Origin of the sequence: Micromonospora sp. L5 (assembly GCF_000177655.2) — a bacterium.
GTDB lineage: Bacteria > Actinomycetota > Actinomycetes > Mycobacteriales > Micromonosporaceae > Micromonospora > Micromonospora aurantiaca.
The window spans coordinates 5673628-5697742 of sequence record NC_014815.1 but is presented as its reverse complement, the minus strand read 5'-3'; the positions used below and the strand labels follow the sequence as shown (position 1 = coordinate 5697742).

The following is a 24115-nucleotide window of genomic DNA, read 5'->3' as shown; positions in this document are numbered from 1 at the left end:
GACCATGACGAACCCCTCGACGCTGTATCGCGGTGGAGTGCTGCACTGTCCGGCGGACCCGAGCGCGACGGCGCTGCTGGTGCGGGACGGGCGGATCGCCTGGTTGGGTACTGATGCGGAGGCGCCGCGGGCGGACCGGGTGGTGGAGCTGGGCGGTGCGCTGGTGACGCCGGCGTTCGTGGACGCGCACGTGCACGCGACCGATACCGGGTTGGCGTTGTCGGGGCTGGATCTGTCGGCGGTGCGGTCGGCGGGTGAGCTGCTGGAGGCGGTGTCGGCGTTCGCGGCGGGTCTGCCGGGTGACGCGGTGGTGCTGGGGCACGGCTGGGACGAGTCGGCCTGGGCGGATCGGGCGTTGCCTGATGCGGCGGCGCTGGGCCGGGCGGCCGGTGGGCGGCGGGTGTACCTGTCGCAGGCGTCGATCCATTCGGCGCTGGTGTCGGCGGCGTTGCTGGCGGCGTGCCCGGAGGTGGTGTCGGCGGCCGGCTACGACGCGTCGGGGTGGCTGCGGCGCGACGCGCATCACGTGGTGCGGGCGGCGGCGTTCGCGTCGGTGTCGCGGGCGCAGCGGGTGGCGGCGCAGCGGCGGGCGCTGGAACACGCGGCGTCGCTGGGTGTGGCGGCGGTGCACGAGTGCGGTGGTCCGGACATCTCCGACGAGGAGGACTTCACCGGGCTGCTGGCGATCTCGGGGGCCGGGGTGCCGGAGGTGTACGGGTACTGGGGTGAGCTGCTGGGTGCGGCGAAGGCCCGGGAGCTGGGTGCGGTGGGCGCGGGTGGTGACCTGTTCGCCGACGGGGCGCTTGGGTCGCGGACGGCGCACGTGTCGGCGGCGTACCTGGACGGTGAGGCGGGGGCGTGCGGGCACGGGTACGTGTCGGCGGAGCAGGTTCGTGATCATCTGCTGGACTGTGCGGCGCACGGGTTGCAGGGCGGGTGCCACGCGATCGGGGACGCGGCGATCGGGACGGTGCTTGAGGGGTTCGGGCTGGCGGCGCGGTCGCTGGGTGTGGACCGGTTGCGGGCGGCCCGGCACCGGGTGGAGCACGCGGAGATCATGAGCAAGGCGTTGATCGCCGGGTTCGTGGAGTACGGGATCGTGGCGTCGATGCAGCCGGCGTTCGACAGGTTGTGGGGCGGCGCGGGCCGGATGTACGAGTCGCGGCTGGGGTTGGCGCGGTCGCTGGAGTCGAATCCGATGGGTGCGATGCACGGGGTCGGTGTGGCGTTGGCGTTCGGGTCGGATTCGCCGGTGACGCCGGTCGATCCGTGGGGGTCGGTGCGGGCGGCGGCGGCGCATCACAACCCGGCGCAGCGGATGAGTGTGCGGGCGGCGTTCGCGGCGCACACGCGCGGCGGGTGGCGGGCGGTGCACCTGGACAACGAGGGTGTGCTGGCGTTGGGGGCGCCGGCGACGTTCGCGGTCTGGGACACCCCGGCGGGCGTGGAGCGGGGGCTGCCTGTGGTGCTGGCGGAGGATCCGGAGTTGCGGGGTGCGGACGATCCGACGCCGCTGCCGGTGTGCCGGGCCACCGTGTTGCGCGGTGACGTGATCTATCAGGAAGGGTCTTCGTGACAGGGAAGCTTGGGCTGGATCCGGCGCTGGTGGCGCGGGCGCGGGAGTTGGCGCGCCGGGCCGGGCAGCCGGTGGTGGATCTGGCGCGCAGCCACACCACTGTGTCGGTGGAGCGGGCGGTGCTGCGGCTGGCCGGGGTGACCGGCGCGGACCCGGACGGCATTCCGTGGGTGAACCGGCTCGTGGACGCGGTGGTCGCGGACGTGGGGCTGGGGCACGGGGTGGCGGCGCCGGTGTTCGACGCGCTGGCTCGTGAGGGCATCGCGGATGTGACGTTGCTGGCGCAGAAGGCGGCGGCCGGGTCGGTGCGGTTCGCGCAGCCGTCGGGGAAGGCGGCGACTGCGGCGCGGCGGGCGTCGCGTAAGGCGGTGGCGGCGGGGATCCGCAGCATCGACCGGCGGCGCGCGGAGCGGGACCGGCTGGTGAGGCGGTTCGGGGATCCGGAGCGGCGGCCGTGGATCTACCTGATCGTGGCGACCGGTGACATCTACGAGGACATCCCGCAGGCGCAGGCGGCGGCGCGGGCCGGCGCTGACGTGATCGCGGTGATCCGGTCGACGGGCCAGTCGCTGCTGGACTACGTGCCGGAGGGGGCGACCCGGGAGGGGTTCGCGGGCACGTACGCGACGCAGGAGAACTTCCGGCTGATGCGGGCGGCGCTGGACGAGTCGTCGCGGGAGCTGGGCCGGTACGTGCGGTTGACGAACTACGCGTCGGGTCTGTGCATGCCGGAGATGGCGACGCTGGCCGGGTTGGAGCGTCTGGACATGATGCTCAACGACTCGATGTACGGGATCCTGTTCCGTGACATCAACCCGATCCGCACGTTCGTGGACCAGCGGTTCTCGCGGCAGGTGCACGCGCGGGCGGGCATCATCATCAACACCGGTGAGGACAACTACCTGACCACCGCGGACGCGGTGGACGAGGCGCACACGGTGGCGGTGTCGCAGCTGCTCAACGAGTTCTTCGCGCACGAGGCGGGGCTGGCGGACTGGCAGCTGGGGCTGGGGCACGCGTTCGAGATCAACCCGGATGTGCCGGAGTCGTTCCGGTTGGAGCTGGCGCACGCGTTGCTGGCGCGGGAGTTGTTCCCGGACGCGCCGTTGAAGTGGATGCCGCCGACGAAGCACATGACCGGTGACGTGTTCCGGGGCAACCTGCTGGACGGGTTCTTCAACCTGGTGGGCACGATGACCGGGCAGGGCATCCTGCTGGTGGGGATGATGACCGAGGCGGTGGTGACGCCGTGGCTGTCGGACCGGGACATCGCGCTGCAGAACGTGCGGTACGTGCTGGGCGCGGCGGGCGGCCTGCACGAGGACTTCGTGCCGGCGCCGGGCGGGTTCATCCAGGAGCGGGCGCACCGGGTGCTCGGTGAGGCGGTGGACCTGCTGGAGCGCATCGGGGACCAGTCGTTGCTGACGGCGATCGCCGAGGGCACGTTCGGGATCATGAAGCGGCCGGCGGACCGGGGCAAGGGCCTGGACGGGGTAGCGCGGCACGAGGCGGACTACTACAACCCGGCCACGGAGATCCTGGAGCAACCCTCATGAGTGAGAAGACGGTCGTGCGGCCGTACGGGGACACCACCGGTGACGGCATGGTGCAGGTGTCGTTCACGTTGCCGGTGCCGCACGACAAGCGGGCCGAGGGCGCGGCGGTGCAGCTCGCCAACAAGATGGGCATGGACCCGGCGATGCTGGTGCACGCCAAGCCGATCGGTGACGGGTTCACGTTCTTCGTGGTGTACGGGCGGGTGAACCACCTGGTGGACCTGTCGAAGGTGCAGGTGGTGGAGCGTGACTATCCGCTGCTGTCGGCCAAGGAGGTCAACGCGGTGGTGAAGCGGCGGCTGCGCCGCAAGCTGTCGGTGGTGGGCGCCTGCATCGGCACGGACGCGCACACCGTGGGCATCGACGCGATCCTCAACGTCAAGGGCATCGCCGGCGAGAAGGGCCTGGAGTACTACCGGGAGCTGAAGGTCACGAACCTGGGCGCGCAGGTGAGCGTGCCGGAGCTGGTCGAGGCGGCCCGGCGGGAACGCGCCGACGCGGTGCTGGTGTCGCAGGTGGTGACGCAGCGTGACGCGCACCTGCACAACACGCGGGAGATGTCGGCGGCGTTCCGGGAGGCGATGCCGGCCGGGAAGCGGCCGCTGCTGATCGTCGGCGGGCCCCGGTTCGACGAGACGATGACCGGCGAGCTGGGCGTGGACCGGATCTTCGGCCGTGGCACCACCCCGGGCGAGGTCGCCAGTTACCTCGTCCACGCTTTGATCACCTCCAGGAAGGCGAACGCCTGATGAGCGATCCCCGTGTCGGTCTGACAGTCACCCACCGCCGGTACGTGCCGTACTCCCACGCCCACTACGCGGGCAACCTGGTCGACGGGGCGTACGCGCTGGGCTTGTTCGGGGATGTGGCCACCGAGGTGTGCATCCGCACCGACGGCGACGAGGGGTTGTTCGCCTCGTACTCCGACGTGCAGTTCCGGGCGCCGATGAAGGCCGGTGACGTGCTGGAGGTGACGGCGACGGTGACCCGGGTGGGCACCCGCAGCCGCACCGTCGACTTCGCCGCGACAGTGGTGTGCCGGGGCCGCCCGGACAAGGGCGAGTCGGCCGCCGAGGTGCTCGACGAGCCGATCGTGGCGGTCACCGCGACCGGCACGGTGGTCGTGCCGCCAGCACCGTGAGCGCGAGGAGCGAGCCGGTGTTGCGAGCCCCGCAGTCGCGAACGAAGGACAGCCCGGCGTGAGCGCGAGGCCGGTCGTCGTCTGCGCCGACGTCGGGTCGACGTACACGAAGGCCGCGGTGGTGGACCTCGACGGCGGCCGTCTGGTCGCTGCGGCGTCGGCGCCCACCACGGTGGGCACGGATGTGCTGCACGGCCTGGACGCCGCGGTCGGTGCGGCCACCGCGTCGGCCGGGGTCGCTGAGGTGCCCTGGTACGTGTGTTCGTCGGCGGGGGGTGGGCTGCGCCTGGCGGTGGTGGGTTACGAGCCGCTGGTGACCGCTCAGGCGGGCCGGCGGGTCGGTCTGTCGGCGGGCGCGAACGTGGTGCACGTCGCGGCCGGGCGGCTCGGTGGGGTGGACGTGGCGGCGTTGCGGGCGGCCCGCCCGGACGTGGTGCTGCTGGTGGGCGGCACCGACGGCGGCGACGCCGAGACGGTGACGCACAACGCGACGCGGCTGGCGAAGGCCCGCTTCCGGGTGCCGGTGGTCCTCGCGGGCAACGCCGACGTGCGTGCCGACCTGCACGCGCTGCTGGCGGGCGCGGGTGTGCCGGTGACGGTGGCCGACAACGTGCTGCCGCGCATCGGGGTGCTGGAGCCGGCGTCGGCGCGGGCGGCGATCCGGGAGGTGTTCCTGCGGCACGTCATCGGCGGCAAGAAGCTGTCCCGGGGTACGCGGTTCGCGCGGCTGGTCCGCGCCGCCACCCCCGACGCGGTGCTCACCGGCGTGGAGGTCCTCGCCGGGACGCTCGGCGGTGACCTGGCAGTGGTGGACGTGGGCGGCGCGACCACCGACGTGTACTCGGTGCTCACCCCCGACGAGCGGGACAGCGGCCCGAGTCAGGAGGTCGCCGGGACGCTGTGGCGGGCCCGTACCGTCGAGGGTGACCTGGGCATGCGGTGGAGCGCGCCGGGTGTGGTGCGCGCCGCGGTGGAGGAGCGGCTGCTCGACGCGGCCGAGGAGGCGGAGCTGACGGTCGCGGCGGCGGTACGGGCCGCCGACCCGGGGTTCCTGCCCGCCGGTGACGGCGAGCGGGCCGTGGACCGGCGTATCGCCTCGTTGGCGGCGACTGTGGCGTTGCGGCGGCACGCGCGGGGTGCGGCGACGGGGGAGCGGGCCGGGCGGGACCTGCGGGAGGTGAAGCTGCTCGTCGGCTCCGGTGGGGTGCTGCGGCACGCCGAGCCGGGCGACGCGGCGGCGGTGCTCGACGCGGTGCTGACCGACCACGCCGGCGGGTGGGCGTTGCCGCGGGCGGCCCGGCCGGTCGTCGACGTGGACTACGTGCTGGCCGCCGCCGGGCTGCTCGCCGAGGAGCATCCGGGTGCGGCGGCGGCGATGCTGCGGCACCATCTCGGCGCCTGAATCAGCCTCAGGAATCGAGACGCGCCGACGCGACACGCCGTGTCGCAACACACGACAGGCCCGGGTGGGTTGACAGCGGCGGGGGTCTACGCCGTACCGTCTTTGAGTCCTACCACGGGAAGCGGCTGTTGTTCGCTTCGTCCCTTCGTCCGCTGGCCGAGCGACCGGAAGGTTGCGGCGGCCAGGTCCAGCGGGCGGGGGTCGGCGGGGCGGCGCGAACCGGCCGCGGTTACCGGTGTACGGGCAGGGTGAGAGGCACGGCCAGTAGACAACGGCCAGGCGGGGGCAGCCAGTCCACGTCGGGTCGGTCCGAAGGTCGGCGCCGATCGTCTTCGCCCCACCGGCCGGGAAGGGCCTGGGAGCATCGGGGCGCGGCTTAGGCCGCGCCCCGATTTCATCCCCCCGATGTTCCCCGTGTCAGCGGCCGGCCCTCGTCAGCGGCCCAGCTGCCGGTAGCGGCGCACCGCCGCCGGGGCGGCCACCGCGATGAGCGCCAGCGGCCAGGCGACCGCCAGTTCCAGCGCGTGCCGGGCCGGCCACGAGTCGCTGCTCAGGCCCGGGTTGCCGAACAGGTCCCGGGCCGCCGCCACTGTGGCCGACAGCGGATTCCAGGCGGCGATCGCGCCCAGCCAGTCCGGCATCAGCTCCGGCGCCACGAACACGTTGGACAGCGCGGTCAGCGGGAACGCCAGCGGGAACACCACCACCGCGACCGTGTCCGGGTTCGGCACGAGCAGCCCGAACAGGATGCCCACCCAGGTCATCGCGACGCGCAGCAGCAGGATCAGCGCCACCGCGGCCAGCGCCGGGCCGACGCCCTCGCGCCACTGCCAGCCCACCAGCAGCCCGCACACCACCAGCGTGGTCATCTCCAGGCACGCGCGTACCAGGTCGGCGCTCGCGCGGCCGGACAGCAGCGCCGAACGGGCCATCGGCAGCGACCGGAACCGGTCCACCACGCCCCGGCCGGCGTCCACAGCGATGGCCGACGCGGTCGCGCCGAGGCCGTAGAGCATCGTCATGACGAACACGCCCGGCAGCAGGAACTCCCGGTAGCTGCCGTCGCCCGGCACGGACATGCCGCTGCCGAACACGTAGCCGAACACCAGCACGAACATGATCGGCAGGCTGAAGTAGAGGATGATCTCCTCCGGGGCGCGAACCACGTGCCGCATGTTCCGCCCGGCCATCAGCCACCCGTCGGCAAGCGCCCTCACGACGCCACCCCCACCCGCTGCGCGTCGGCGTGACCGCCGGTGAGCCGTAGGAACGCCTCGTCCAGCGTCGGGCGGCGGACCAGCACGTCCTCCACCGCGATCCCGGCGTCGTCGAGGGCCCGCAGCACGGCGGTGAGCACGGCGATCCGGTCGGCCACCGGCGCGTCGACGCGCCGCAGCTCGACGTCCACAGTCGCGGTCGCGCCGGTGGCGCGTTCCACGACGGCTGCCGCGGCGGGCAGGTCCGCCGCGTCGTGGACCACCAGTTCCAGCCGGTCGGCGCCGATGCGGGCCTTCAGCCGCTCCGGGGTGCCCTCGGCCACGACCCGGCCGGCGTCGATGACGCACACCCGGTCGGCGAGGTGGTCGGCCTCCTGCAGATATTGGGTGGTCAGCAGCACAGTGGTGCCGTCGGCGACCAGTTCCCGCACCGCCGTCCACAGGCCGTTGCGGCTGCGCGGGTCCAGGCCGGTGGTCGGCTCGTCGAGGAACAACACCCGCGGCGGCACCACCAGGCTGGCCGCCAGGTCCAGGCGGCGGCGCATCCCACCGGAGTAGCCGCCCGCCGACCGGTCCGCGGCCTCGGTCAGACCGAACCGGTCCAGCAGCTCCTCGGCGCGGCGGCGGGCCCGGCGCGCGGACAGCCGCCGCAGCCGCCCGAACAGCACCAGGTTCTGCCGTCCGCTGAGCACCTCGTCGACCGCCGCGTACTGGCCGGTCAGGCTGATCGCGGCACGCACCCGGTCCGGGTCGGAGGCGACGTCGTACCCGGCCACCCTGGCCCGGCCGGCGTCGAAACGCAGCAGCGTGGTGAGGATCCGCACCGCCGTGGTCTTGCCCGCCCCGTTCGGGCCGAGCACCCCGTACACGGTGCCGGCCGGAACGGCCAGGTCGAAGCCGTCCAGGGCGGTGGTGCGTCCGTACGATTTTCGTATCCCGTCGGCCAGCACGGCCGTCGCGTCGTCGGTCATGGGCGTCAGCGTCACCGGCGGCGCTGACCGGGCGCGTACCGCGCGCGCACCGGACGGCGCCGCGCCGGTCAGCGCCCGTCGACCAGCGCCAGCGCCCGCTGCCGGGGCAGGTCCGCGCCCCGGGCGTACGCGCTGGCGAACGCCGCCTCACCCAGGTGTTCCCGCAGCGTGACGGCGGTGGGTGTGCCGGCCGGGGCGTCTGCCGCGCCGGTGCCTGCGAGCAGCGCCGCCGCCGCGCCCAGCAGCCGGGCCGCCGACTCGGGGTCGCCGTCGCGCAGCAGCGGCCCGGCCAGCCCGTCCGCAGCGGCGGCCACCACCGGCACGTCCCACACGCCGACGCCGGCGGTGAGGACCTGCCGGTAGTGGGCGCGGGCCGCAGCCGGGTCGCCGGTGGCGTCGGCGAGCTGCCCGAGCGTCACCAGCGCCGCGAGCCGCACCACATCGGCGCCGAACCAGCCCGACGGGCATTCCGCGACCGCCCGTTCGCACAGCGTCCGCGCCCGCTGCGGGTCGCCCTCGCGGCGGGCGATCTCGCCGAGCCCCAGGTACGCGGCGGCGACCAGCTCCGGCGCGCCGGCCGGCCCGGCGATGCGCCATACCCGCCGGAAGTCCTCGGCCGCGCCGGTCAGGTCACCGGCTGCCAGCCGCCCGTCGGCGCGGGTCCGCAGCAGTTCCGCCAGGTCCAGCGTGGAGCCGAGCTGCTCGGCCAGCTCCAGGGCCTCCGCCATCGGCGCGGCCGCCGACGCGACGTCACCGGTGCGGTAGGCGGCCTCGGCGTGGGTGGACAGCGTCACGATCATGCCCCAGCGGTCGTCGAGGGCCCGGAAACCGGCCAGCGCGGCGTCCAGGTCGGCGCGGGCCTGGGCGTGACGGCCGTGCAGCAGACTGACCATCGCGGTGCCCAGCAGGCCCAGTGCCCGGCTCCACGGGTCGGTGCCGAGCAGCCGGTCCCGGACGGCCTGCTCGTGCAGCGCCGCCGCGTCCTGCGGCGACGGGGGACCGCTGGCCATGCCGGACAGGTACAGCAGGAACGGATGCCGGGGCGGCCGGGCCAGGGTCCACAGGATCCGCGACGCGGCGTCGACCTCGCTGCGCTCGCCACCACCGGCGAGCGCAGCGATCAGCAGGCCCAGCGCGTACTCCTCGGCCACGCCGTCGGGCGGGCCGTCGAGCCGGTCGACCAGTCGCCGGGCCAGCGCGGCGCCCTCCCCGCGCAGGCCCCGCAGCCACCAGTAGAACGCCAGAGCCGCGACCAGCCGCAACCCGGTGGTGGTTTCGGCGTGCCGCAGCGCCGCGTGCAGGTCGTCGCGGGCGGCGTCGAGGCGGCGCAGCCACCGTTCCTGGCCGCCGCCGCGCAGGGCCACGTCGCCGGCCTGTGCCAGGTCCAGAAAGTACGCGGCGTGCGCGTCGCGCATCCGGCGGGTCTCGCCGTGCTCGGCCAGCCGGGCCGCCGCGAACTCGCGGATCGTCTCCAGCATCCGGTAGCGCCCGCCGGTGGCCTCCACCAGCGACTTGTCCACCAGGCCGGTGAGCACGTCGAGGACGTCATCGGCGTCCGGCGCGCACACCGCCTGCACCGCGGCCAGGTCGGCGGCGCCGGCGAACACGCTCATCCGGGCGGCCAGCCGCCGCTCCGGCTCGTCGAGCAGGTCCCAGCTCCACCCGACGACCGCCTCCAGCGTGCGGTGGCGGGGCGCCGCGGTGCGGTCACCGCGGCACAGCAGCCGGAACCGGTCGTCCAGCCGGGCCGCGACCTGCGTCACCGGCAGGGCCCGCAGCCGCGCCGCGGCCAGCTCCAGGGCCAGCGGCAGCCCGTCGAGGGTACGGCAGATCCGCAGCACCGCCGGGGTGGTGGCGTCGTCGAGGGTGAACCCGGGCGACACGTCGGCGGCCCGGTCGGTGAACAGCCGCACCGCCGGGTACGCGGCGGCAGTCGGCGGTGCGGCCGGCCCGGCCGGGGCGGGCAGCCCGCCGACCGGGCACAATGCCTCGCCGGTGAGGCCCAGCGGTTCCCGGCTGGTGGCGAGCACCCGCAGCCCGGGCGCGGCGGCGAGCAGCCGGCCGGTCAGCCGGGCCGCGTCGTCGATCACGTGCTCGCAGTTGTCCAGCACCAGCAGCAGCCGCCGGTCGGCCAGCGCCGCCACCAGCCGGCCGGTCAGGTCGGCGGGGCCGCCGGGGGTGCGCAGGCCGGCGTCGCGCAGGTCCAGCGCGGCCAGCACCGCGGGCGCGACCGGCGCGCCGGGTGCCACAGCGGCCAGCTCCACCAGGCACACCGGCCCGTCGTGGCCGGACGCGACGGTGGTGGCCAGCCGGGTCTTGCCGGCGCCGCCCGGGCCGTGCAGGGTGACCAGCCGCGCCGCGTCCAGCAGCTCGTGGACCCGCCGCAGTTCCGGTTCCCGGCCGACGAAACTGGTGAGCGGGCTGGGTAGCCGGGCGGGCGGTGCGGCGTCGTCGCGCAGCAGCGCCGTGTGCAGTGCGACCAGCTCCGCCGACGGGTCGGTGCCCAGTTCCTCGGCGAGCACCCGGCGGGCGTCGGCGTAGACGGCGAGCGCCTCGGCGCGGCGGCCGGCGCCGTGCAGGGCACGCATCAGCTGCCCGTGCAGCCGTTCCCGCAGCGGATGCGCCGCCACCAGGTCCCGCAGTTCGGCGATCAGCGGCGCCCCGGCCGGCGCCAGCGCCAGCTCCGCCTCGACGCGGTCCTCGACCGCGGCCAGGCGTGCCTGGCGCAACCGGGCGGCCTCGGCGTCGGCGAACGGCGCGTCCGTCACGTCCGCGAGGGGTTCGCCGCGCCACAGGCCGAGCGCGTCGCGCAGCAGCGCCGCCGCGCCGGCCGGGTCACCGGCGGCGAGTGCGGCCCGCCCGGCCGCGGCCAGCCCGGTGAACCGGTGCACGTCCACCCGCTGCGGATCCACCGCCAGCCGGTAGCCGGCCGGGCCGAACTCGATGTGCGCGCCGGGCAGCAGTCGCCGCAGCCGCGACACCTGGGACTGCAGCGCGTTCGTGGCCTGTTCGGGCGGCCGGTCGCCGTACACGCCGTCGACGAGGCGCTGCGGCGCAACGGTGCGGTCGGCGTCGAGGAGAAGCAGCACCAGCAGCGCGCGCAGCCGCCCGCCGGCGACGGGCAGCACGCTGCCGTCGGCCGCGTACGCCTGGGTCGCGCCCAGCACACCGAACCGCATGCGCCCGATTGTCGCCTGTCGCCGGTGGCGCCCACACTCCCCACCCGCCGGTCACAGGTGGTGCCGCCGCCATTCGGACTGCTCCTGCTCGGCGGCGACCTGCTCGTCCAACGCGGTCCGGCGCACCCGGCTGCGCCACGGGTCACTCGACCGCAGGCCCAGCAGGACCACCGAGACGCTGGCCACCGCCAGGATCGCCAGCGCGGCCACCGCAGGCAGCCGGCCTGCCCACGGCAGTCCCACAGCCATCGCGACCACCACGGCGGTGGGTACCGCCGAGATCCGGTGCGTCGCGCGCACCCCGAGTGCCAGCAGCCCCGACACGTAGATGACCAACCCGGCGAACAGCACCCGGTTGTCCAGAGCGGCGGCGTGTTCCCGCCAGGGATCACCGCGCGGGTGGGAGATGACGGCGAGGTAACGCTTGAGGCCGAGGGCGAACAGGATGATCCCGGTGATCAGCGGCAGGTGCAGGTAGGCGTAGGCGTCGCGGGCGAGCGCCGCCCGTGCGCGGACGTCGCGGGTGCGGTGCAGCCGCTGCTCCAGCGCGGGCGCCAGGCTGTCGAAGTACAGCCACCACAGCGCCGCGATGATGGTGACGCCGAGCACCGACGCCACGATCACCGGCCACGTGGCCGGCAGGCCGGCGCTCAGCTTCGGCCCCAGCCCGAGCGAAATGATCGACTCGCCGAGCGCGATGAGCAGGATCAGGGCGTACCGCTCCGCCCAGTGGGCGGCGGACACGACTGTCAGCCCGGCGCTGGGGGCGAGGCCCCCGGAGGTGTACTCGATGCAGAGCGCGGCCAGCCACAGCGCCAGCGGCAGCCACGTCGCCCAGGTCTGCCGGGGCGACTCGGGCAGGGCCGCGGTGGCGAGAATCAACGCCACGCTGATCAGCGGCGGCAGGCCGAGGCGCACGGCGGTCCGTCCGCGGTGGCTGCTGCGGCTGAGGAACACCAGCACCTGGGCCGCCCGGATGACGAGATAGCAGCAGGCGAACAGGACCGCGGCGGGTGGCCCGGACTGCCGCTGCGCCGGCCCGTCGGCGAACGCCGCCGGCATGGCCAGGGTCAGGACGAACAGGGCCGCCACCGTCACCGCGCCGACGAGCGGCATCACCCCCTGGTCGGTACGGACGACGTTGCCCAGGGCGGCGAAGGAGACCCAGCACCACCACAGCAGCAACAGCAACACCAGCCCGGCCAGCAACGACCTGCCGCTCAGGGTTTCGGAGAGCACGTTGGTGACGTTCAGGAACGCGAACACGAAGACGAGGTCGTAGAACAACTCGACCCGGGTGACGCGGAAGCCGGGCGCGGTCGGCAGGATGCGACCCCGTCCCCGCTCAGCGCTCATGCTGCCGAGCATGGCAGCGGGCTCCGCCCGCCGGGGCGCTGTTGTCCGATCGGCGGCGCAGGGGCGCGGGCCGGCGACCGGTACGGGCGGGTAGCCTTCGGCCCGTGATCGTGGGGAGAAGCCGGTGACGACGCTGGACCGGGAACAGCCGCGTGCCACCGACGGGGCACACGGTGACGGCGGCGCGCGTCCCCTGCCGCTGACGTTCGCCGTGCCGGCCGCCGTGCTGGCCGGGGTGGCGCTGCTGCTGGCGTTCCCGCCGTACGGGTGGTGGCCGCTCGCGCCGGTCGGTGTGGCGTTGCTGGGCGCCGCGGTGCACCGGCGGCGGCTGCGCGCCGGCGCGGGGCTGGGCTTCCTGACCGGGGTGGCGTTGTTCGCGCCGCTGCTGGAGTGGACGAACCTGCACACCGGCTACCTGCCGTGGGCGCTGCTGTCGCTGTTGCAGGCCGCCTATCTGGCGCTGCTGGGCGCCGCCACCGCCTGGGTGTCGCCGCTCGCCGACCGGCACCGGGCGGCGTGGCCGCTGCTCACCGGTGTGCTGTGGGTGGGGCAGGAGGCGCTGCGTGACCGCACCCCGTTCGGCGGGTTCCCGTGGGGGCGGCTGGCGTTCAGCCAGGACACCTCGCCGCTGCTGAAGCTCGCGGCGCTCGGCGGCGCCCCGCTGGTCACGTTCGCCGTCGCGGTCGCCGGTGGGCTGCTGGTCACCGCCGCGTGGCGGGACTGGCGGCGTGCGCCCGGGCAGTGGCGGCCCGTCGCCGGGCTCACCGCCGCGCTGGTGGCGCTGCTCGCCGCCGGTACGGCCGTGCCGACCGGGGTACGCGGCGCGGGCGACACCGTGACCGTCGCGATCGTGCAGGGCAACGTGCCGCGCCTCGGGCTGGACTTCAACGCGCAGCGGCAGGCGGTGCTGAACAACCACGTCGACGCGACGCTGGAGCTGGCGCGTCGGGTCGCCGAGGGCGGGCAGGACCGTCCGGACGTGGTGGTGTGGCCGGAGAACTCCAGCGACATCGACCCGTTGCGCAACCCGGGCGCGGGGGAGCGGATCTCCCAGGCGGCCGACGCGATCGGCGCGCCGATCCTGGTCGGTGCGGTGCTGGTCGGGCCCGGCCGGGGTGAGGTGCGCAACGCGGGGCTGCTGTGGCGGCCGGGCACCGGCCCGGATCTGGGCCAGGTGTACACGAAACGGCATCCGGTGCCGTTCGCCGAGTACGTGCCGCTGCGCTCCATCGCCCGCAAGGTCAGCTCCCAGGTCGACCGGGTCCGGTCCGATTTCGTAGCCGGTGACCGTCCCGGCGTGCTGAACACCGGCCCGGCGGTCCTCGGCGACGTGATCTGCTTCGAGGTCGCCTACGACGGCATCGTCCGGGACACCGTCACCGGCGGCGCGCAGCTGCTGGTGGTGCAGACGAACAACGCCACGTTCGACGTGGCCGAGGCCCGTCAGCAGCTGGCCATGGTGCGGCTGCGGGCCGTGGAGCACGGCCGGGCCGCGTTGATGGCCTCCACGGTCGGTGTGTCCGGGTTCGTTTCCCCGGACGGGCGGGTAGACGGTGCGACCGGGTTCAACACCGCCGCGGTGGTGGTGCGGCAGATGGAACTCGGTAACGGGCGTACCCCGGCGACCACTGCCGGGGTGTGGCCGGAGGTGGCGCTGACGGCGCTGGCGGTCGCGGCCCTGGCCGGTGCGGCCGTGCTGCGCCGCCGCCGGGAGGTCGCTCCCGGCTGAGCCGACGAGAGGCGGTGCGACGGTGGGCGTGGCAGCCGACAGGCGGACGGTCGGCCATCCCGGGGTGGGGCGGGTCCTGGTGGTCATCCCCACCTACAACGAGGCCGACAACGTCGGGCGCATCGTCGCCCGGGTACGCGAGGCGGCGCCGGCGGTGGACGTCCTCGTCGCCGACGACAACAGCCCCGACGGCACCGGCGCGATCGCCGACACGATCGCCGACGGCGACCCCCGGGTGCACGTGCTGCACCGGGCCGGCAAGGAAGGACTGGGCGCGGCCTACCTGGCCGGGTTCGCCTGGGCGCGCACACGCGGCTACGACGCGGTGGTGGAGATGGACGCCGACGGCTCGCACGCCCCGGAGGACCTGCCGGCGCTGCTGCACGCCGCCCGCGACGCCGACGTGGTGATCGGTTCCCGGTGGACCCGCGGCGCGCGGGTGCTGAACTGGCCGTGGCGGCGGCTGCTGCTGTCCCGGGTGGGCAACCTGTACGCGCGGCTGGCGCTGGGCATGCCGGTCAGCGACGCCACCGGCGGCTACCGGGTGTACCGGGCCAGCGCGCTGGACGCGATCGACCTGGGTTCGGTGCGGTCCCAGGGGTACGCGTTCCAGGTGGAGCTGTCGCGGCTGGCGCACCGCGCCGGGGTGCGGATCGTGGAGGTGCCGATCACGTTCGCCGAGCGGGAACACGGCGACAGCAAGATGAGCCCGCTGATCGTGGCGGAGGCGCTGTGGCGGGTCACCCGCTGGGGGGTGCGGGACCGCCTGGCGACCGCGTCCGCCCGCCCGGACGCGCTCGCGCGCTGGCCTTGAGCGAGGGCGTGTCATGCTTGAGGGGCGTGATGACCCCGGGCTGATGAGGTGAGATGCGCCGAGGACTGAAATACGTACCACCGGCCCTGCTGCTGCTCGCGCTGCTGGAGCTGACCGTTTTCGTGCTGGTCGGCCGGGCCGTCGGGTTCGGCGTGGCGGTGCTGCTGGTGTTCGGGGCGTCCCTGCTGGGTCTGGTGCTGCTGCGCCGCGAGGGCATGCGGGCGTGGCGCGGCTTCCGCGCTGCGGCGCAGGCCGGCCGGCCGCCGGGCCCGGAGGTGACCGATGGGCTTGTCGGTCTGCTGGGCGCGCTGCTGCTGGCGCTTCCGGGCCTGGTCAGTGGCGTGGTGGGCCTGCTGTTGCTGGTGCCGCCGCTGCGCCGGCTGGCCGGTGGCGGGGTGCGCCGGGCCACCGAGCGCCGGGTGTCGTCGATGGTCGCCGGTGACCTGTTCGGGCCGCGCCGGGTGCGCGTGTACCGGGGTGCGCCGCAGCCGACCCCGGAGCCCGCGCCGGCCCCGTCGCCTGGTCCCGCGCCGTCGCCGCAGCCGGTCACCGACCCGGGCAAGGCCATCGAGGGCGAGATCGTCGACCGCTGACGCGCCCCGCTGCGCCGTCAGTTTGATCAACTCCACTTCGCCGAGGTGGTGGCATCAGACCGCGCCCGACCCCGCCACCTCCCCGGGCCGGCGGCCCGTTCACCGGCCCGGCACCCGGACCGGCCCACGCGCGGCGGATCAGCCGCCCACAACCAACCCGCCCTCCCATGATCGGCACAAGTTCGGGGAGATGGCGCCATCAAGGCACGCTTGATACCGCCACCTCCCCGAAGTGGCGGGGCCGTGCCTGCCCGGGCACCGAAAAACGCCCCCGGGTGATCCCGGGGGCGTTTTCGGTCATTGCGGGAGATGCTCAGGCACGACCGCGGCGGGTGCGGACCTCCTGGAGCCGCTCGGCGAGGATGTCCTCCAGCTCGGCGATCGAGCGCCGCTCCAGCAGCATGTCCCAGTGGGTACGCGGCGGCTTGGCCTTCTTCTGCTCCGGCTCGGTGCCGTCGACCAGACGGGCCACGCTGCCGTCGAACTTGCACTCCCAGGTCGTCGGGACCTCGGCGTCGACGGCGAACGGCACCTCGAACTGGTGACCCTTGGCGCAGAGGTACTCGCGGGTCTGGCGCGGCGCGAGCTCCGTGTTGCGGTCGGACTCGTAGCTGACCGCTCCCAGCCGGCTACCGCGCAGCATGCGCTCGCCCATGATCGACTTCCCCTCGTTCGTGGTGCTGGTCTTCAGGTGTAACGACCGGTCACCGCTCGCCCATTCCCCGGCCCGCGGCGGCAGGGCCGTATGCGGGTCGGGAGTGTCAAGGGTAACCGGCCATGACAGCTGCCCGGCGGGGTCGTCCCCGGCCGGGCCGAATCGGTGGAGTGTTTCGCCTGTCAACGGGGATGTTACCCACCTGTTTGCGTGCCGGAGGTGACGATGAGCAGTGACGCGCCGGTCGGGGCCCGGCCACCAGCCGGGAAGACCTTCTTCGGTCACCCCCGCGCGCTGTCCACGCTCTTCCTCACCGAGATGTGGGAGCGGTTCAGCTTCTACGGCATGCGGGCGATCCTCGTGCTGTACCTGACCGCCGCGGTCGCCGACGGCGGGCTGGACCTCGGCGAGTCCAGCGCCAACGCCGTGTACGGCACCTACAACGCCATGGTCTACCTGATGGCGCTGCCCGGCGGCTGGGTCGCCGACCGGCTGATCGGCGCGCGGCGCAGCGTGCTGTGGGGCGGCGTGGTGATCGCCGCCGGTCACTACGTGATGGCGATCCCCACCGGGTGGAGCGTGTTCGCCGGCATGGCGCTGATCGTGCTCGGCACCGGCCTGCTCAAACCGAACATCTCCACCATGGTCGGTGACCTGTACGAGCGGGACTCGCCGCGCCGCGACGCCGGGTTCTCCATCTTCTACATGGGCATCAACCTGGGTGCGTTCATCGCGCCGCTGATCACCGGCTTCCTCGGCGAGAAGATCAACTGGCATCTGGGGTTCGGCGCCGCCGCGGTCGGCATGACCTTCGGCGTGCTCCAGTACGTGCTGGGCCGCCGCAACCTCGGCGAAGCCGGTGCCCGCCCGGCGGACCCGCTGCTCGGCGCCGACCGGCGGCGCGCGCTGACCCGCGTCGGCGTGGCGAGCGTCGTGGTGCTCGCCGTCCTGCTGGTGCTGCTGGTGGCCGGCTGGTTCACCGTCGACACGGTGGTCAACCTGCTCACAGTGGTGACGGTGCTGGTGACAGTCGGCTACTTCGCGCGGATCCTCACCGACCGGGAGATCAGCGGCACCGAACGCAGCCGGATGAAGGCGTACGTGTGGCTGTTCCTGTTCGCCGCCTCGTTCTGGCTCATCTACGACCAGGCCGGGTCGGTGCTGAACATCTTCGCCGCCGACCAGACCGACCGGTCGGTGGGCGGGTTCACGTTCCCGGCGTCCTGGTTGCAGTCGGTGAACCCGATCCTCATCATCATCGGCGCGCCGCTGGCCGCCGCGCTGTGGCTCAAACTCGGCCATCGGGTGTCCACGCCCACGAAGTTCGCCGTCGGCCTGGTGCTCAACGGCCTGTCGTTCGTGCTGATGGCCGCCGCCGCGCAGGCCGCCGTCGGCGGCGACCTGGTCTCACCGCTGTGGCTCGTCGCGGTGTACGCGATCCAGGTCGCCGGTGAGCTGTCCCTGAGCCCGGTCGGCCTGTCCGCCACCACGAAACTCGCCCCGGTCAAGTACGCGAGCCAGATGCTGGGCCTGTGGTTCCTCGCCACCGCCGTCGGCGACGCCATCGGCGGTCAGGTGGCCCGGCTGGCCGGCACCTGGTCCCAGCCGGTCTACTTCCTGACCTTCGGGCTGGCCTCGGTGGTGCTGGGCCTGGCCGCGGTGATGTTCACCCGCCAGATCCGGCACCTGATGGCCGGCATCCACTGACAGCGCTCACCCCGCCGGGGTCGGCGGCAGCGGCAACGGCAGGCCGGGCAGCCCGTCGATGCTGGTGGCGACGTGGTCCTTGCCGGCGAAGTACGCGCTCAGCGACGCGTCGTCCTCCCGGGCGAACCGGCGTTCGTGCAGGTCACGGTCGGCGTCGTAGGTCATGAACGGCACCGCGTAGCCGCAGGTGTCCCGGACCAGCTCGGCGCGCACCACGATGATCGCCCGCAGCCCGTGCGGACCCGGGTCGATGTCCGGGAAGTGGGCCAGCAGGCCGGGCCAGCGCGGGTCGTCGCGGAACACCGGCTCACCGTGGCCGTGCACCCGCACGATGTTCGGCGGGCCGGCGAACGCGCACCACATCAGCGTGATCCGGCCGTTCTCCCGCAGGTGGGCGATGGTCTCGGCGTTGCTGCCGGCGAAGTCCAGGTACGCCACGGTGTGCTCGTCGAGCACCGCGAAGCAGCCGCGCAGCCCTTTCGGGGAGAGGTTGACGGTGCCGTCACCTGACAGCGGGGCGGTGGCCACGAAGAACATCGGCTGCGCCTCGATGAAGTCCCGCAGCCGGCCGTCGATGCGCTCGTACGTCTTTCCCATGCCCCGATCCTCGCCGCCCGACCGGGTGCGGCGCTGCCCCGTTCCCAGCCCGTGGCCGCCTCAGCCGGTACGCGTGCCGAGCCGCGCCAGCGCCGTCGCCAGATCGCTCACCTGGTCGGCGAGCTGCCCGGCCCGGCGCTGCGCGGCGTCCCGATCGGCCTCGATCACCGCCGTCCGCGCGGCCAGGTCGGCCGCCCGGGCCTCGGCGGCGCTCGCGGCCCGCCGCGCGGCGGCCAGCTCCGCGGCGAGCGCGTCCCGCTCGGCGGTACGGGCCGTAGCCTGCTCCACCGCGGCGGCCATGTCGGCACGGGCGCGCTCGACGGAAGCGGCAGCCTCGGCACGGACGGCCTCGATCGCCGCGCTCGCCTCGGCGCGGGCTCGTTCCAGCGCCGCCTCCGCGTCGGCGCGTGCCGCGTCGGCGCGGTCCCGCTCGGCGAGGGCCTGCCGCGCGGCGGCGGCCTCGGCGTCGGCACGTTCGGCGGCGGTCCGGGCCGTGCGGTCCGCCTCGGTGGCCCGGGCCTGGGCGGCCTGCGCGTCGGCGCGCGCCCGGTCGGCCTCGGCGCGGGACTGTTCGGCCCGGTCCAGGGCCTCGGTGGCGGAGCGGGTGGCCCGCTCGGCGTCGGCCCGGGCGGCGTCCCGCTCGGCGGTCAACTCGGCCGCGCGGCGGCGTTCGGCGTCACGTTCGGTGCGTACCGTGCGCAGTTCGTGCCGGGCCGCGTCGCGGTCGCGTTCGGCCTGCACCCGCAGCGCCTGCGCGGCACCCGCCTCGGCGCGCGCGGCGTCGCGGGCGTCCTCGGCCGCGGCGACCCGCTCGGCGGCGGCGGACGCGGTGGCCTCCGCCCGTTCGGCGCGTTCGGCGGCGGTGTCGCGGTCGGCGTACGCGGCGCGGGCCTGCTGCCGGTCGCGGGCCGCCGCGGCGGTCGCGTCCTCGGCCTCACGGCGGGCCTCGTCGCGTTCGGCGTGCGCGGCGGCGACCTGCGCCGACGTCTCCGCGCGCAGCTCGGCGAGCTGCCGCTCCACACCGGCCGGTGACAGTTCGGCGTGCAGCGCCTCGGTGAGCGTCTCCACGATCTGGTCGAGCCGGTCCACCGCCTCCCAGGTGCGCGCCACCTGCCCGGGCAGGCCGGGGGAGTTGCGGTGACGCATCCGCGAGTTGCGGGCGGCCCGCTGGCAGGCGCCGTCGTTGTCCCGGCAGTAGCGGAACGGGCGGCCCGCGCCGACGCGCTGCGGCACGTCGCGTCCGCAGTGGGCGCAGGGTCGGGTGTCGGTGGCGGGCTCGGCGTCCATCGGGGGCGAAGTCTATCCGGCGGCGTCCGCGCGGGCCGCGCCGTCGAGGGTGTAGCGGCGTTGGAGCAGCACGGCGACCACCATCACGGCGGCGGGCAGCAGCCCGAAGCCGTAACGCAGCGCGTCCAGCGCGGCCGGGGACTGGGTCACGGTCTGCCCGGCGGTCGAGGCCACGAACCCGCCGGCGGCCAGGCACAGCGCGTACGCGTAGGGGCCGAGCGCGGCGCCGGTGGCCTCGGTGGCGGTCCACACCCCGGTGTACGTGCCGGCCCGCTCGGTGCCGCCTGCCGCGCGGATCACGTCGGGCAGCATCGAGAACGGCAGCAGTTGCATGCCGGCGAACGCCACCCCGAGCACCGCCACGGCGGCCACCAGCACCGGCAGTCCGGCGGGGCGGCCGATCGCCAGCACCAGCGACCCGGCGGCGAACGCGGCCTGCCCGGCGAGCAGGGCACGTTGCTTGCCGATCCGCCGCGCCACCGCCAGCCAGCCCGGGGTGACCAGCAGCGCGGGTGCGACGAACGCGGCCACCAGCACGGTGGTGAGCCCGGGTCGGCCCAGCTCGTACTCGGCGTAGTAGGGCACCCCGGCGAGCACCAGGTGGGTGGTGGTGGACATGGCCAGGTACGCGCCGACCAGCCAGCGGAACTGCCGGTCCCGCAGGCTCGCCGCCAGCGCCCGCCACCCGCCCGGGCCGTGCGGCGGGGCCGTGTCGGCGGCGGTACGGCGCAACCGGCCGATCCCGGCGACGCCGACCAGCATCGCGGCGAGCATCCCGGCCGCCAGCACCACGCCCATCCGCAGGTAGCCGTCGCGTGTGGCGTCGTCGCCGCCGGCCAGCAGCGGCGCGAGCAGCCCGGAGACCAGGATGCCGAGCGTCAGCACCACCATCCGGAACGCCATCAGCCGGGTCCGCTCGTGGTAGCCGATCCGCAGGTCCGCCGGGGTCGCCAGGTAGGGCACCTGGTACGCGGCGAACAGCAGGTTGCCGGCGACGAAGAAGACCGCCACCCAGCCGGCCGCGGCGGCGCCGGTGAGGCCGCCGGGCACCGCGAACAGGGCGGCGAACGCCAGCGGCAGCGCACATCCGGCCAGCAGCAACCGGCGGCGGTGGCCCCGGCGGGCCTGCTCCACGTCGCAGCGGTGCCCAATCCACGGGTGCAGCAGCACGTCGGCGATCTTCGGCAGCAGCAGCGTGAGCCCGGCGAGCCACGGCGCGACCGCCAGCACGTCGGTCAAAAAGTAGAGAAGCAGCAGCCCGGGCACGGTGACCCAGACGCCCATGCCGAGTGAGCCGGTGGCGAACCCGACGAGCGGGCCGCGCGGCAGGGTGACCGCGTCGGAGCGCTGATCCAGCCCGGTCATGGCGGTCTCCTGTCCTCGGGGCGCGCCGCCCCCAATCCAACGGTTGCTGGATTGTAGGGGTAACAATGGCCGGATGACCATGCCTCGCCGCCGTCCGGGCCGGCCCCGCCGCGACGACCAGCGGCCGACCCGTGACCTGGTGCTCGCCGCCGCCACCGCGTTGTTCGCCGAGCGGGGCTTCGACGCGGTGAGCGTCCGCGACGTCGCCGCCGCGGCGGGCGTGGACGCGGCCACCGTCGTGCACCACACCGGCACCAAGGCGCAGCTCTACGAGGCCTGCTTCGCCCGGGTGTTCAGCGCCGAGCGGGAGGTCATCGAGGCAGCAGGGGAACGCGCCCGGGCGGCGCTGGCAGCGGGCCCGCAGGACGCGCTGCGGGCGCTGCACGACCTGGTGGACGTGTTCGTCGACTTCCTGGAGGACCGGCCGGAGACGACCGCGCTGTGGCTGCGCCGCTGGCTGGAGCCGCAGCGGCACGGCGAGCTGGACCGCCGCTACGCCGCCCCGCTGTACGGGCTGGTCGAAGAGCTGCTGGTGGCGGCGTCCGGGGCCGGCGCGCTGACCGAGCCGACCCCGCACGTGACTGTGCGTTCCCTGGTCTGGGCGGTGCACGGGCACGTGGTGGCGCTCGCCGCCGGGACCGGCTCGGGGGCGCGGGAGCGCCGGGAGTTCCGGGCGTTCGTGCACCGGTTCCTCGACGCCCTGTACGCCGGCGGTCCGGGAGACACCCGCCCTTGACGCCGGCCCGCGCTCCGGGGATTATCCATCAGTCGTTGGATTAAGGAGGCGGGTATGGCCACACCCAGGGTCGCTGTCGTCGGCGCCGGAGCCGCCGGGCTGGCCACGCTCAAGGCGCTCGCCGACGCCGGTGTCCCGGCGGTGGCGTTCGAGGCGGCGGACACGCTCGGCGGCCTCTGGGTGTACGGCGCCCCCGGCTCGCCCGCGTACCGGACGCTGCACCTGAACACCAGCAAGGGGCGCACCGAGTTCGCCGACCATCCGATGCCCGCCGACTGGCCCGACTACCCCGACCACGCCCGCGTCGCCGGCTACCTCGGCGACTACGCCGACCGGTTCGGGCTGCGCGAGGCGGTACGGCTGCGGCACACCGTCGAGCGGGTCACCCGCACCGGCGACGGCTGGCGGGTGCGGGCCACCGGCCCGGACGGCCCGGTCGAGGTCGACGTCGAGGCGGTGGTGGTCGCCAACGGGCACAACCGGGTGCCGAAGCGACCCGAGCCGTACCCGGGCGAATGCACCGCCGAGCAGATGCACAGCCACGACTACCGCGGCCCGGAACAGCTCGCCGGGCGACGGGTCCTCGTGGTCGGCGGCGGCAACTCGGCCATGGACATCGCCGTCGACGCCTCGTACGCCGCCGAACGCACGCTGCTGTCGCTGCGCCGCGGCGTGTGGGTGGTGCCCAAGTACCTGCTCGGCCGCCCGTCGGACACGCTCAACGGCGCGCTGGCCCGCCGGCTGCCCTGGCGGCTGCGGCAGCGGATCAGCCAGACCATGATCACCACTGCGGTCGGCCCGCCCACCCGGTACGGGCTGCCCGCACCGGCGCACGGCTTCCTCCAGGACCACCCGACGCTGTCCGACGCGCTGCTGTCCCGGCTCACCCACGGCGACATCCAGGCCCGGCCCGGCATCGCCCGCTTCGACGGCGACCGGGTCGAGTTCACCGACGGCCGCCACGACGAGATCGACCTGATCGTCTGGTGCACCGGCTACCGGGTGGAGGTGCCGTTCCTCGACCCGGCGCTGCTCGGCGACGGCGCCGACCGGCTGCCGCTGTACCGGCACGTGTTCCACCTGGACGCCCCCGGTCTGGCGTTCGTCGGGCTCATGCAGTCCACCGGCGCGGCGTTCCCCCTGGTCGAGGCGCAGGCCCGGCTGGTGGCCGCGCGCCTGGCCGGCACCTGGACGCCACCGGATCCGGCCCGGCAGGCCGCCGCCTGCCGCGACGAGTTGCGCGCCGCCACCGCCCGGTGGGGGCAGCGCCGCCCGCACATGCGTGTGGACTTCGACGTCTACCTGGGCGAACTGGGCCGCGAACTGGCCGCCGGCCGGCGCCGCGCCGGAGCGGCCCGATGAGCGCGGCAGGCCGTGAGCGGACCGGAGTGAACGCGCCGGGCCGTGGCAGCGTGCTGGCCGGACGGCGGGTGCTCGTCACCGGCGCCCGGGGCACGTTCGGGCAGCACCTGAGCGCGGCGCTCACCGCCGCCGGCGCTCACGTGGTCGGGCTGGACCTGCACGCCGACCCCGACGTCACACCGCCGGTGCTCGGCGTCGACCTGACCGACCCGGCCGCGACGCCACCGGCGGTGGCCGCCGCGATCGACCGGCTCGGCGGACTGGACCTGCTCGTCAACAACGCCGGTGTGGGCGGGCCCGCGCCCGCCGAGCTGCCGCCCGACGAGGTGGTACGCCGCCAGATCGAGGTGAACCTGCTCGCCGCCTGGCGCACCACCGCCGCCGCGATGCCGGCCCTGGAGGCGGCCCGCGGCCGGGTGATCTTCGTGGCCAGCCGGATGGCGGTGCTGCCGCTGCCGCTGGCCGCTGCGTACGGGGTCAGCAAGCGGGCGCTCGTCGCGTACGCCGACGCGCTGCGCCACGAAGTCGGCACCCACGTGGGCGTCAGCGTCGTCTACCCGAGCATGGTCGCCTCCCCGATCCACGACAGCACCGTGGCGGCCGGGCTGTCGCTGAGCGGGGTGTCCCGCCCGGAGTCGGTCGAGGGGGTGGTGGCCGCGATCCTGCGCGCCGCGACCGCCCGGCGCGCGCCACGGGACGTCGCCACCACCCGGCGCGGCCGGATCGAACTGGCGCTGGCCCGGCACGCTCCGGCGCTGGCCGACCGGATGGTGCGCCGTACCGTCGCCACAAGGCTGGCCGCCGGTGACCTGGACGGTGCGGCGCTGGCCGAGGGCATGGTCCGGCGGCACCGGCAGGACCGCCGGTAGCCT

20 protein-coding genes are annotated in these 24115 nt (G+C 74.8%); 12 read left to right on the top strand and 8 right to left on the bottom strand.

Annotation, left to right across the window (positions count from 1 at the left end):
- Nucleotides 1–4: 4 nt before the first annotated feature.
- The 5 genes from ML5_RS26255 to ML5_RS26235 are packed head-to-tail and all read left to right on the top strand — an operon-like array spanning nt 5 to nt 5675.
- A complete protein-coding gene (locus ML5_RS26255; RefSeq protein ID WP_013476835.1) occupies nt 5–1576 on the top strand; it encodes an amidohydrolase in 1572 nt (523 codons plus the stop codon).
- Nucleotides 1573–3132 (top strand): lysine 5,6-aminomutase subunit alpha, encoded by a 1560-nt coding sequence (locus ML5_RS26250; protein ID WP_013476834.1) that lies wholly within the window; start codon nt 1573–1575, stop codon nt 3130–3132. The genes ML5_RS26255 and ML5_RS26250 overlap by 4 nt, the downstream gene beginning before the upstream one ends.
- Entirely contained in the window at nt 3129–3881 is a 753-nt protein-coding gene (locus ML5_RS26245; RefSeq protein WP_013476833.1) for an OAM dimerization domain-containing protein, read from the top strand. Before ML5_RS26250 ends, ML5_RS26245 begins: the two co-directional genes overlap by 4 nt.
- Nucleotides 3881–4273 (top strand): hotdog domain-containing protein, encoded by a 393-nt coding sequence (locus tag ML5_RS26240; protein ID WP_013286280.1) that lies wholly within the window; start codon nt 3881–3883, stop codon nt 4271–4273. Before ML5_RS26245 ends, ML5_RS26240 begins: the two co-directional genes overlap by 1 nt.
- A gap of 58 nt (nt 4274–4331) precedes the next feature.
- Nucleotides 4332–5675, top strand: a complete 1344-nt coding sequence (locus ML5_RS26235; RefSeq protein ID WP_013286281.1) for a glutamate mutase L — start codon at nt 4332–4334, stop codon at nt 5673–5675.
- A 434-nt stretch (nt 5676–6109) separates the two neighbouring features.
- Here ML5_RS26235 and ML5_RS26230 read toward each other — a convergent pair whose 3' ends face one another.
- The 4 genes from ML5_RS26230 to ML5_RS26215 all read right to left on the bottom strand — a co-directional run bounded on the left by ML5_RS26230 (nt 6110) and on the right by ML5_RS26215 (nt 12398).
- Nucleotides 6110–6892: an ABC transporter permease gene (locus ML5_RS26230; RefSeq protein ID WP_013476832.1), complete on the bottom strand. Its 783-nt coding sequence runs from the start codon at nt 6890–6892 to the stop codon at nt 6110–6112.
- Complete coding sequence (locus ML5_RS26225) at nt 6889–7863, bottom strand: daunorubicin resistance protein DrrA family ABC transporter ATP-binding protein (protein ID WP_013476831.1); 975 nt, start codon at nt 7861–7863, stop codon at nt 6889–6891. The genes ML5_RS26230 and ML5_RS26225 overlap by 4 nt, the downstream gene beginning before the upstream one ends.
- A gap of 68 nt (nt 7864–7931) precedes the next feature.
- Nucleotides 7932–11042 (bottom strand): BTAD domain-containing putative transcriptional regulator, encoded by a 3111-nt coding sequence (locus tag ML5_RS26220; RefSeq protein WP_013476830.1) that lies wholly within the window; start codon nt 11040–11042, stop codon nt 7932–7934.
- A gap of 51 nt (nt 11043–11093) precedes the next feature.
- Nucleotides 11094–12398 carry a low temperature requirement protein A gene (locus tag ML5_RS26215; protein WP_225319578.1) on the bottom strand — a complete coding sequence of 435 codons (1305 nt, stop codon included), beginning with the start codon at nt 12396–12398 and terminating at the stop codon, nt 11094–11096.
- A gap of 133 nt (nt 12399–12531) precedes the next feature.
- Between ML5_RS26215 and lnt the strand changes: the two genes are divergently transcribed.
- The 3 genes from lnt to ML5_RS26200 are packed head-to-tail and all read left to right on the top strand — an operon-like array spanning nt 12532 to nt 15534.
- Nucleotides 12532–14127 carry an apolipoprotein N-acyltransferase gene (gene lnt, locus ML5_RS26210; RefSeq protein ID WP_369752319.1) on the top strand — a complete coding sequence of 532 codons (1596 nt, stop codon included), beginning with the start codon at nt 12532–12534 and terminating at the stop codon, nt 14125–14127.
- Between the two features lie 22 nt (nt 14128–14149).
- Nucleotides 14150–14941 carry a polyprenol monophosphomannose synthase gene (locus ML5_RS26205; RefSeq protein WP_013476828.1) on the top strand — a complete coding sequence of 264 codons (792 nt, stop codon included), beginning with the start codon at nt 14150–14152 and terminating at the stop codon, nt 14939–14941.
- 53 nt (nt 14942–14994) lie between these two features.
- On the top strand, nt 14995–15534 hold the full coding sequence (locus tag ML5_RS26200; RefSeq protein WP_013286288.1) for an FxsA family protein: 540 nt from the start codon (nt 14995–14997) through the stop codon (nt 15532–15534).
- Nucleotides 15535–15847: 313 nt separating this feature from the next.
- On the opposite strand, the gene ML5_RS26195 is transcribed toward ML5_RS26200, so the two are convergent.
- Entirely contained in the window at nt 15848–16189 is a 342-nt protein-coding gene (locus ML5_RS26195; RefSeq protein WP_007070998.1) for an RNA polymerase-binding protein RbpA, read from the bottom strand.
- Between the two features lie 225 nt (nt 16190–16414).
- Here ML5_RS26195 and ML5_RS26190 point away from each other — a divergent pair, with 225 nt between their 5' ends.
- Nucleotides 16415–17896 carry a peptide MFS transporter gene (locus ML5_RS26190; protein WP_013476827.1) on the top strand — a complete coding sequence of 494 codons (1482 nt, stop codon included), beginning with the start codon at nt 16415–16417 and terminating at the stop codon, nt 17894–17896.
- 6 nt (nt 17897–17902) lie between these two features.
- Here ML5_RS26190 and ML5_RS26185 read toward each other — a convergent pair whose 3' ends face one another.
- Genes ML5_RS26185 through ML5_RS26175 form a run of 3 tightly spaced genes read right to left on the bottom strand, consistent with a single transcriptional unit; the run spans nt 17903 to nt 21145 of the window.
- Nucleotides 17903–18493 carry a pyridoxamine 5'-phosphate oxidase family protein gene (locus tag ML5_RS26185; protein WP_013476826.1) on the bottom strand — a complete coding sequence of 197 codons (591 nt, stop codon included), beginning with the start codon at nt 18491–18493 and terminating at the stop codon, nt 17903–17905.
- 60 nt (nt 18494–18553) lie between these two features.
- Nucleotides 18554–19780: a hypothetical protein gene (locus ML5_RS26180; protein WP_013476825.1), complete on the bottom strand. Its 1227-nt coding sequence runs from the start codon at nt 19778–19780 to the stop codon at nt 18554–18556.
- Between the two features lie 12 nt (nt 19781–19792).
- The gene (locus ML5_RS26175; protein ID WP_013476824.1) at nt 19793–21145 is read right to left on the bottom strand and encodes an MFS transporter; all 1353 of its coding nucleotides are present in this window, start codon (nt 21143–21145) and stop codon (nt 19793–19795) included.
- Between the two features lie 73 nt (nt 21146–21218).
- Between ML5_RS26175 and ML5_RS26170 the strand changes: the two genes are divergently transcribed.
- Genes ML5_RS26170 through ML5_RS26160 form a run of 3 tightly spaced genes read left to right on the top strand, consistent with a single transcriptional unit; the run spans nt 21219 to nt 24112 of the window.
- Nucleotides 21219–21881 (top strand): TetR/AcrR family transcriptional regulator, encoded by a 663-nt coding sequence (locus ML5_RS26170; RefSeq protein ID WP_236619294.1) that lies wholly within the window; start codon nt 21219–21221, stop codon nt 21879–21881.
- 54 nt (nt 21882–21935) lie between these two features.
- Nucleotides 21936–23243: an NAD(P)/FAD-dependent oxidoreductase gene (locus ML5_RS26165; RefSeq protein WP_013476822.1), complete on the top strand. Its 1308-nt coding sequence runs from the start codon at nt 21936–21938 to the stop codon at nt 23241–23243.
- Nucleotides 23240–24112: an SDR family oxidoreductase gene (locus tag ML5_RS26160; protein ID WP_013476821.1), complete on the top strand. Its 873-nt coding sequence runs from the start codon at nt 23240–23242 to the stop codon at nt 24110–24112. Before ML5_RS26165 ends, ML5_RS26160 begins: the two co-directional genes overlap by 4 nt.
- The last annotated feature ends 3 nt before the right edge of the window (nt 24113–24115 follow it).